General features: G+C 74.6%; 9 protein-coding genes. 3 read left to right on the top strand and 6 right to left on the bottom strand.

The window, feature by feature from the left end:
• Both hemW and lepA read right to left on the bottom strand, forming a co-directional pair.
• A partial coding sequence (gene hemW, locus FA014_RS15825; protein ID WP_154730611.1) for a radical SAM family heme chaperone HemW occupies positions 1 to 1,167 on the bottom strand: 1,167 nt, incomplete at its 3' end.
• Positions 1,164 to 3,044 carry a translation elongation factor 4 gene (gene lepA, locus FA014_RS15820; protein WP_154730610.1) on the bottom strand — a complete coding sequence of 627 codons (1,881 nt, stop codon included), beginning with the start codon at positions 3,042 to 3,044 and terminating at the stop codon, positions 1,164 to 1,166. The genes hemW and lepA, both read right to left, overlap by 4 nt.
• A 43-nt stretch (positions 3,045 to 3,087) precedes the next feature.
• Here lepA and FA014_RS15815 point away from each other — a divergent pair, with 43 nt between their 5' ends.
• Both FA014_RS15815 and rpsT read left to right on the top strand, forming a co-directional pair.
• Positions 3,088 to 3,867 carry a maleylpyruvate isomerase family mycothiol-dependent enzyme gene (locus FA014_RS15815; protein WP_154730609.1) on the top strand — a complete coding sequence of 260 codons (780 nt, stop codon included), beginning with the start codon at positions 3,088 to 3,090 and terminating at the stop codon, positions 3,865 to 3,867.
• A 198-nt stretch (positions 3,868 to 4,065) separates the two neighbouring features.
• The gene (gene rpsT, locus FA014_RS15810) at positions 4,066 to 4,326 is read left to right on the top strand and encodes a 30S ribosomal protein S20 (protein WP_154730608.1); all 261 of its coding nucleotides are present in this window, start codon (positions 4,066 to 4,068) and stop codon (positions 4,324 to 4,326) included.
• A gap of 327 nt (positions 4,327 to 4,653) precedes the next feature.
• Here the strand turns inward: rpsT and FA014_RS15805 are convergent, their stop codons facing one another.
• Both FA014_RS15805 and FA014_RS15800 read right to left on the bottom strand, forming a co-directional pair.
• A complete protein-coding gene (locus FA014_RS15805) occupies positions 4,654 to 5,985 on the bottom strand; it encodes a helix-turn-helix domain-containing protein (protein ID WP_154730607.1) in 1,332 nt (443 codons plus the stop codon).
• Positions 5,986 to 6,107: 122 nt separating this feature from the next.
• Entirely contained in the window at positions 6,108 to 6,245 is a 138-nt protein-coding gene (locus FA014_RS15800; RefSeq protein ID WP_154730606.1) for a hypothetical protein, read from the bottom strand.
• A gap of 210 nt (positions 6,246 to 6,455) precedes the next feature.
• Between FA014_RS15800 and FA014_RS15795 the strand changes: the two genes are divergently transcribed.
• On the top strand, positions 6,456 to 7,211 hold the full coding sequence (locus tag FA014_RS15795) for an EAL domain-containing protein (protein WP_154730605.1): 756 nt from the start codon (positions 6,456 to 6,458) through the stop codon (positions 7,209 to 7,211).
• Between the two features lie 51 nt (positions 7,212 to 7,262).
• Here the strand turns inward: FA014_RS15795 and holA are convergent, their stop codons facing one another.
• Together holA and FA014_RS15785 are read right to left on the bottom strand one after the other, a co-directional pair.
• Positions 7,263 to 8,297, bottom strand: a complete 1,035-nt coding sequence (holA, locus tag FA014_RS15790) for a DNA polymerase III subunit delta (RefSeq protein ID WP_419178415.1) — start codon at positions 8,295 to 8,297, stop codon at positions 7,263 to 7,265.
• A gap of 4 nt (positions 8,298 to 8,301) precedes the next feature.
• A partial coding sequence (locus FA014_RS15785; protein ID WP_195969320.1) for a ComEC/Rec2 family competence protein occupies positions 8,302 to 8,721 on the bottom strand: 420 nt, incomplete at its 5' end.

The following is an 8,721-nucleotide window of genomic DNA, read 5'->3' as shown; positions in this document are numbered from 1 at the left end:
GCCCCCGGCGCCCAGCGCCGCGCGCGCGTCGACCAGCCCGTCGGCGACCAACCCGGCCACCCGGGCACGCCCGGCCGGGCTCAGCGCCTCGACGGGCAGCCCCTCGTCCAGCCGCACGCCGAGCATCACCCGCTCCAGCCGCGCCGAGGCGTCCTCGACGGTCTCGCGCCCCGCGGCCGGGCTCTCCCCCGCCGCGAGCCGCGCCGCGTAGGCGCGCGGGTGCTTCACGTTCCACCACCGCACGCCGCCCACGTGGCTGTGCGCGCCCGGGCCCACGCCCCACCAGTCGTCGTTGCGCCAGTACGCGAGGTTGTGCCGGCAGGCGTCCGCGGGGGTGCGCGCCCAGTTGCTCACCTCGTACCAGTGCAGGCCCGCCTCGGTGAGCAGGTCGTCGGCGAGCTCGTACTTCGCCGCCTGGTCGTCCTCGTCCGGCAGCGCGAGGTCGCCGCGACGCACCTGGACGGCCATCTTCGTGCCCTGCTCGACGACCAGCGCGTACGCCGACACGTGGTCGACGCCGGTGGCCAGCGCCGTCTCCAGCGAGGTGCGCCAGTCGGCGAGCGACTCCCCCGGCGTGCCGTAGATCAGGTCGAGCGACACGGCCAGGCCGGCGTCCCGCGCCCAGCGCACGACGTCCGGGATCCGGCGCGGGTCGTGCGTGCGCTCCAGGGTCGCGAGCACGTGCGGCACGGCCGACTGCATGCCGAACGACACGCGCGTGAACCCGCCGCGGGCCAGCTCGGCCAGCGACTCCGGCGTCACCGAGTCGGGGTTCGCCTCCGTCGTGACCTCGGCGTCGTCCGCCAGTCCCCACGCGCCGCGCACGCCGTCGAGCATCCGGACCAGGTCGCCGGCCGGCAGCACCGTGGGCGTGCCGCCGCCGACGAACACGGTCGACGCCGGCCGCTCGGGCAGGCCAGCGGCGCGCGTGACCCGGGCGCCGAGCGCGATCTCCGCCAGCGCCGTGTCCGCGTAGGCCACCTGGGACGCGCCGCCGCCCAGCTCGGTCGCCGTGTACGTGTTGAAGTCGCAGTACCCGCAGCGGACCGTGCAGAACGGCACGTGCAGGTACACGCCGAACCCGCGGCGGTCGGCGCCGTCGCGCACCGAGGCCGGGAGGGCGCCGTCCGCGGGTGCGGCGTCGCCCTCCGGGAGCGCCGGGCTCACTTCTTCTTCGCGTCCTTGGCGTCCTTCGCGCCGCCCGCGTCGGACGACAGCGCGGCGATGAAGGCCTCCTGCGGCACGTCGACCCGGCCGATGGTCTTCATGCGCTTCTTGCCCTCCTTCTGCTTCTCCAGCAGCTTCCGCTTGCGGGTGATGTCACCGCCGTAGCACTTGGCGAGGACGTCCTTGCGGATCGCGCGGATGGTCTCGCGGGCGATGACCCGCGAGCCGACGGCCGCCTGGATCGGCACCTCGAACTGCTGGCGCGGGATGAGGTCCTTGAGCTTGGACGCCATCATCACGCCGTAGGAGTACGCCTTGTCCTTGTGCACGATCGAGCTGAACGCGTCGACCTGCTCGCCCTGCAGCAGGATGTCGACCTTCACCAGGTCCGCGACCTGCTCGCCGACGGGCTCGTAGTCGAGGCTCGCGTAGCCGCGGGTCCGGGACTTCAGCTGGTCGAAGAAGTCGAACACGATCTCCGCGAGCGGCAGCGTGTAGCGCATCTCGACGCGGTCCTCGGACAGGTAGTCCATGCCCAGCAGGTCGCCGCGCTTGCCCTGGCAGAGCTCCATGATCGCGCCGATGAACTCGCTCGGGGCGAGGATCGTCGACTTCACGATCGGCTCGCGCACCTCGCGGATCTTGCCGCCGGGGAACTCGCTCGGGTTGGTGACGGTGACGACCGTGCGGTCCTCCATCGTCACCTCGTAGACCACGTTGGGCGCGGTCGAGATGAGGTCGAGGTTGAACTCGCGCTCCAGCCGCTCCCGGATGATCTCGAGGTGCAGCAGGCCGAGGAACCCGACGCGGAACCCGAAGCCCAGCGCGACCGACGTCTCGGGCTCGTAGTTCAGGGCCGCGTCGTTCAGCTTCAGCTTGTCGAGCGCATCGCGCAGCACCGGGTAGTCGGAGCCGTCGATCGGGTACAGGCCGGAGAACACCATCGGCTTCGGGTCGGAGTACCCGCCGATCGCGTCCGTCGCCGGCTTGTTCGCGTTGGTGACCGTGTCGCCGACCTTCGACTGGCGCACGTCCTTCACGCCGGTGATCAGGTAGCCGACCTCGCCGACGCCCAGGCCCTTCGTCGGGACGGGCTCGGGCGAGATGACGCCGATCTCCAGCAGCTCGTGCGTGGCCTTGGTCGACATCATCGCGATCCGCTCGCGCGGGTTGAGGTTGCCGTCCTTGACGCGCACGTAGGTCACGACGCCGCGGTACGTGTCGTAGACCGAGTCGAAGATCATCGCGCGGGCCGGGGCGTCCGGGTCCCCGGTCGGGGCCGGGACCAGCTCGACGATCCGGTCCAGCAGCGCCTCGACGCCCTCGCCCGTCTTGCCGGACACCTTGAGGCAGTCCGCCGGGTCGCCGCCGATGAGGCTCGCGAGCTCCTCGGCGTACTTCTCCGGCTGCGCGGCGGGCAGGTCGATCTTGTTCAGCACCGGGATGATCTGGAGGTCGTTCTCCATCGCCAGGTACAGGTTGGCGAGCGTCTGCGCCTCGATGCCCTGCGCGGCGTCCACCAGCAGCACGGCCCCCTCGCAGGCGGCGAGCGACCGGGACACCTCGTAGGTGAAGTCGACGTGGCCCGGGGTGTCGATCATGTTGAGCGCGTAGGGGGTGTCACCCATCGCCCAGGGCATGCGCACGGCCTGGGACTTGATGGTGATCCCGCGCTCGCGCTCGATGTCCATGCGGTCGAGGTACTGCGCGCGCATGGCGCGCGAGTCGACGACGCCGGTCAGCTGCAGCATGCGGTCGGCGAGCGTCGACTTGCCGTGGTCGATGTGCGCGATGATGCAGAAGTTGCGCAGCAGCTCGGGCGGGGTCGCCGCGGGGGTGATGCGCCGGGACTGCTCGGCGCTCGGGATCGGGGACACGTGCTCCCTCGGTTTCGCAGGGTCGGACTGCCACCATGGTCCCATGCCCGCGCCCGAGACCCGAGCTGTCGCCGTCCCGCGCCCCGCCGGGACCACCGCCCCGGCCGCCGGGACCGCCCTGCTCGACGCGCTCGCCGCCGCCCAGGACGCCTTCGCCGCGCTGCTCGCCACGGCGGACCCGCACGCCCCCGTGCCGGCCTGCGCCCCGTGGACCGTGACCGACCTCGCCCTGCACCTCGGCGGGGTGCACCGCTGGGCCGCGGCGATGGCGCGGCGCCTGGACGACGACGGCGCCGACCCGGTTGCGCCGCGGGAGCCCGCGGCGCTGCGGGCGTTCTACCGGCAGCAGGCGGACGCGCTGCAGGACACCCTCCGGTCGCTCGGCCCGGACGCGCCCGCCTCCACCCTGGTCGGACCCGGGCCGGCCGCGTTCTGGCACCGGCGGCAGCTGCACGAGACCCTGGTCCACCTGCACGACCTCGCCGGGGCCGCCGGGGCGCCGCACCCCGTCGACGACCCCGCGCTGTGGGCCGACACGGTCGACGAGGTGGTGACGGTGATGACGCCGCGGCAGGTGCGGCTCGGGCGGATGGCCCCGCTGGACGCGCCCGTGGGGCTGGTCGCGGCCGACGCGGGGCGGAGGTGGACGCTGGGCGGCGCAGGCGGTCCGGGCGGCGCGGCGGCACGCGTGACGGTCGCGGGCCCGGCCCGCGCGCTCGCGCTCCTGCTGTGGCGCCGGACGGCACCCGACGACCCGGCGCTGACGGTCACGGGCGACGCCAGGGCGCTGACGGCGGCCCTCGCCCGTCCCCTCACCCCCTGACGGTTCGCCGCCGCGACCCGCCGCGTCGTCCGGAGGCCGCCGTCCTGGTAGGCTTGTCAGTCGCGTGTCCGCCCGGGTCGGCGGGCACAAGTCCGGTTCCTCTCCGCGGGTGTCCCCACGCCCCAGTCCCGGCGCCGGACGCGCCCTCTACGACCTTGTTCCTCTCGCTCCGGCGAACACACGAAGAGAGTCCACACCGTGGCCAACATCAAGTCCCAGATGAAGCGCATCCGCACCAACGAGAAGGCGCGCCTGCGTAACAAGGCTGTCAAGTCCGAGCTGAAGACGTTCGTGCGCCGCGTGCGCGAGGCCGTCGCCGGTGGCGACAAGGACGCCGCGAGCACCGCGCTGGTCGCTGCTTCGAAGAAGCTCGACAAGGCCGTCTCGAAGGGCGTCATCCACGCCAACCAGGCCGCCAACAAGAAGTCGGCGCTGGCGAAGTCGGTCAACGCGCTCTGACGCGACCGCACGCCTCCGACGAAGGGCGCCACCCTCTCCACGGGGTGGCGCCCTTCGTCGTCCCACCCACGCCCGGCCCACGCCCGACCCGCACCCCGCCCGCGCCCAAGCCCCCGGCCACGACCGGCCCGGCGAGGTTGCGGCACATGCTGCCTTCGCGCGCCTGATGGCGACGTCTGCTGCATCCTCGGCGGAGCGGCGGCACGCCGGGACGCACGGCGCCGGGCGCGGGGCGCCCCCGAAACACGCCGAGGGCGTCACCCCCCCTGCGGGGTGACGCCCTCTGTGCGGGTCAGGCCGAGGCCTGCCCGTGGGGAACGCGGTCGCTCAGTCCTGAGCCACCGCGCTCCACGCCTCCCACAGCACCGCGGGCACGGCCGGCCGGAAGCCCGCCTCCCGCAGTGCGCGGTCGAACGCCTGTGCCGCCCCGGTCACGTCGCCGTGGCCCAGGAAGCGGTCGCCGAGCTCGCGCCACACCGCCGCGGACTGCCGCGACGCGGACATCATGCCGAGCATGTCGGCCGCCCAGCGGTACGCGCGGGACGCCGCCTCGACCTCGCCGCGGGCGTGCAGCGCGTCGCCGATCGCGAGCTGCGCCGCCGCGCCGTCCAGACGGGGCTGGTCGCCGAGCCGGTCGAGGGCCGCGCGGCCGTAGGACTCGGCCGCGACCGGGTCGCCCTGCATGAGGTGCGCGCGGGACCGCTCGACGTCCAGGCGGGCCATCTCCACCTCGGAGCCCGAGACCTCGAGCTCCGGCGCGGCGCGCTCGAGCTGCTCCAGCGCGGTCCCCGGCTCGGCCGGGTCGCTGCGGAGCAGGAGCCACGCGTAGTTGAGGCGCAGACGCGGGATGTCGCGGCTGACCTCGCCCTCGCCGAGCAGCGCGAGCGCGCGCTCGGTGTAGCGCTTGGCCAGGCCGTAGTCGTGCCGCTGCTCCGCGACGAGCGCCGCGTTCCAGTAGACCGACCCGCGGCCGCGCGGGGTGCCGAGCGACTCCGCCTGGCGGATCAGCTCGGCGGCGCGGTGCGTCGCGTACAGCAGGTCGCCGCGCTCGACGTACGCCCACAGGGTCGTCGAGCCGAGGCGGAGGTGCTCGTCGGTGCCGGTGAGGCCGGCCTCCTCCAGCTCCGCGAGCTGGCGGTCGCCGACCTCGATCGCGCGTCCGAGGTCGCCGGACTCCACGTAGGAGGCGACGAGGGCGGTGGCCGCGGCGGCGGCGTCGAGGTGGTGCTGCTCGGCCCGCGCCTGCGTGAGCAGGGGCTCCAGGACGCCGACGGCCGACTCGAGGTCGCCGAGCATCTCGTGCGCCTGCGCCAGGGCCAGCAGTGCCTCGACCCGCACCTGCCGGGTGACCGGCTCGAGGTCCAGCGCGAGGATCCGGTCGCGGGCCGACGTGGCCTCCCCCGACACCAGGTCGAGGCGGGCGTAGTCCAGCGCGAGCTTGGCGCGCGCCTCGGCCGGCCCCTCGTCGCCGTGCTTGAGGTACTCGACCGTCGACCCGAGCCGCTCGGCGATGACGCCGAGCGCCGCGTCGGTCGGCTCGCGCCGGCCGGACTCGATCAGCGAGATGTAGCTCGGCGAGAGCGCGTCTCCGGCGAGGGCCGTCTGGGAGAGCCCAGCGGCCAACCGCGCCTGGCGGACGCGGTCAGCAATGGTCGTCATGGGTGTCACTGTACCTATGACGCCTCGTGACGGCGAGCCTGTCACCCGTCCGCCACGACTCGGTCCCGGCTCGCCGCACGCGGGTGGCGTCGGCAGAGCGAGCCGGGACGCCCCGAAGGCGTTCAGGCGACGGTCCGGCAGCAGCCCGTCGCGCCGCTCTGGATCGTGAAGCCGCCGGCGGCGTTGGCCGCACCCGAGGCGCCCAGCGTGAGGGTCAGGGCGAGGGCGGCGGTGGCGATGGCCTTGATCGAAGTACGCATGGGGGGTTCTCCTGTCACAGAATGTTGACTGGCTGTCACGACGATCATGACTGATGCGATGCGCTTCGCACCACCTCCTGAGCAGTTCTGACGCGGTTCCGCCCAATCGGGTGAATCAGACGTCACTTTGCCGCGTCATCGCGCGATATCACCCCATGTGAGAGCGCCGAACCCGTGTCATGCGGCGCTGACTGTGGTGTCATGGATGACATGACCAGGGGACAGGGCGACGTGGAGCGACGGCTCGCGGACGAGATCGACGCCGCGATCCCGGACGTGCTGCGCCGTGAGTGGGACCGGCACGTGGCGAGCGAGCGCGTGGTCGTCGGGAGGCAGGGGATCTTCTCCCCGCGCCTGCACCCCTTCGGCTACGAGCTCGCGTTCCGGGTGCCCGGCGCCACCTCGGCGGACGCCGGCGCGTGGAGCGAGCTCCAGCACGAGCGCGCCACGAGCGCCGTGCTGCGTGCCACGTTCGGGCGCGCGGACGTCGACGAGGTCGGCCACGGGCGCTGGCTGTTCGCGCGGTGCCCCCGCGCCTTCCTCACCGGCGAGCTGCACCTGCCGAACCGCCCCGACCGCCTCGTGGTGGAGATCACCGGTACCACCCGCATCGACGGCGACGTGCTGCGCGGGGTGCGCCGGCTCCGCGAGCAGGGCTTCCGGATCGCGATGGCCGGCTTCGTCTCCCGCCAGGACCAGCGCACGCTCCTCCCCCAGGCCGACTTCGTGAAGATCGACGCGCGGGACCTCGACCTCGAGGGCGAGCCGGTCGTCGACCTGGCCCGCTCGCACGGCGCGCTGCTCATCGCCGAGTTCGTCGAGACGAGCGCCGAGCTCAAGGCCGGGCGGCGCCTCGGGTTCGACCTGTACCAGGGCAACCTGCTGGAGCGGAGCCTGCTGGTCGACCGGTCGGCGGCGCCGCTGCTGCGGCCGGGCACCAACGCGCTGGGGCAGCACTACATCTGATCGGCCGGGCAGCGCCGCACGCCGGCGTGGCCGGCGCCGTCGCGGGAGCGGTCAGCGCCGGACGACGGCGGCGATCCGCAGCACCGCGCGCTCGACGGCGAACCGCGGGTCGCGGCTCGCCCCCTTGACCTCGGCGTCCGCCTGCGCGACGGCCGTGATCGCGGACGCGAGCGCCTCGGGCGTCCACCGGTTCAGCTCCTTGCGCGACCGGTCGACCTGCCACGGGGCGAGCCCGAGGTCGCGCTCGGCGCCGGGCCCGCGCCCCCGGACCGCCGACACCTTCGCGAGCACCCGGAGCCGGGCCGCCAGGGCCGCGACCAGCGGGACCGGGTCGACGCCCGTGGCGAACGCGTGCCGCAGGAGCGCGACCGCCTCCCCCGCGTTGCCGTCGACCGCGGCGTCGGCGACGCGGAACCCGGTCGCCTCGATCCGGCCGCCGTAGTACCGCTCGACGACCTCGACGCTGATGACGCCGGTCGTGTCGGCGACGAGCTGCGCGCACGCCGCCGCGAGCTCACGCAGGTCGCTGCCGACGGCGTCCACCAGCGACCGGACGGCACGGGCCTCCATCCGCCGGCCGGCGCGCCGCAGCTCCTGCGTGACGAACGACGCCTTGTCGGCGTCACGCTTGACCGTCTCGCACACCACGACGGGGTGACCGGCGGCCCGCACGGCGTCGAGCAGCCGCTTGCCCCGCTGGCCGCCGCCGTGCCGGAGCACCAGGACGACGTCGTCCTGCGGGGCGGCCACGTACGCGGTCGCCTCGAGGATCAGGTCGTCCGTGCCCTTCTCGACGTTCTCGACCACCACGACCCGGTCCTCGGCGAACAACGACGGGCTCGTGACGAGCCGCAGCTCGCCGGCACCGTACGCCGCGGCGTCGAGCCGGCTGACCTCGACCTCGGCGGCACGCTCGCGGGCGAGCCCGACGACCCGGTCGGCGGCGCGCTCCGCGAGCAGCTCCTCGGGCCCGGTGATCAGGACGACGGGGGCGATCCCCACCTCGTCCCACGCGAGGCCGGCGGGGGCGGACGACCCGCGGCCGCCCCGGGCGGGTCGGCGCGCGGCGGAGGTGGGAGCAGGCACGTGCCTAGCGTCCCACGGCCCGCCGACAGCGGAGCACCAGGACGAGCGCCGCGCCGCACGCGCACGCGAGGAGCACCTGGCCGAGCGCGCCACCCGCCCACGCGACCTGGGCGCCCGGCAGCCCGGTGGCCGTGCGGGCGACCCGGGCGATCCACCAGCACGCGGCACCCGCCCCCTGCGCGCACCAGGCGGCCCCCGCCGGCCACCACGGACCGAGCACCGCGGCGAGCAGCCCGCCGACGGTCGCCGGCGCCACCGCCGGGGCGGCGACGGCGTTCGCCAGCACGGCGTACACCGGGACGGCCGGGGTGAGCACGAGCAGCACCGGCGCGCACACCGCCTGCGCGGCGACCGGCACGGCGAGGGCGGTCGCCACGGGGTCCGCGGCCGGGCGGTCGTCGCCGCGGCGCCGATGACCGGCGCG

Source organism: Cellulomonas hominis (assembly GCF_005239125.1).
GTDB lineage: Bacteria > Actinomycetota > Actinomycetes > Actinomycetales > Cellulomonadaceae > Cellulomonas > Cellulomonas hominis_A.
The sequence above is the reverse complement of the archived record's forward strand: the minus strand, read 5'-3'. Positions and strand labels throughout refer to the sequence as shown.

What these genes read in the sequence shown, in the direction of transcription:
- FA014_RS15800 (WP_154730606.1), bottom strand. Translation starts at nt 6,245, where the DNA reads ATGCGTACTTCGATCAAGGCCATCGCCACCGCCGCCCTCGCCCTGACC.
- FA014_RS15795 (WP_154730605.1), top strand. Translation starts at nt 6,456, where the DNA reads ATGACCAGGGGACAGGGCGACGTGGAGCGACGGCTCGCGGACGAGATC.
- FA014_RS15805 (WP_154730607.1), bottom strand. Translation starts at nt 5,985, where the DNA reads ATGACGACCATTGCTGACCGCGTCCGCCAGGCGCGGTTGGCCGCTGGG.
- FA014_RS15815 (WP_154730609.1), top strand. Translation starts at nt 3,088, where the DNA reads ATGCCCGCGCCCGAGACCCGAGCTGTCGCCGTCCCGCGCCCCGCCGGG.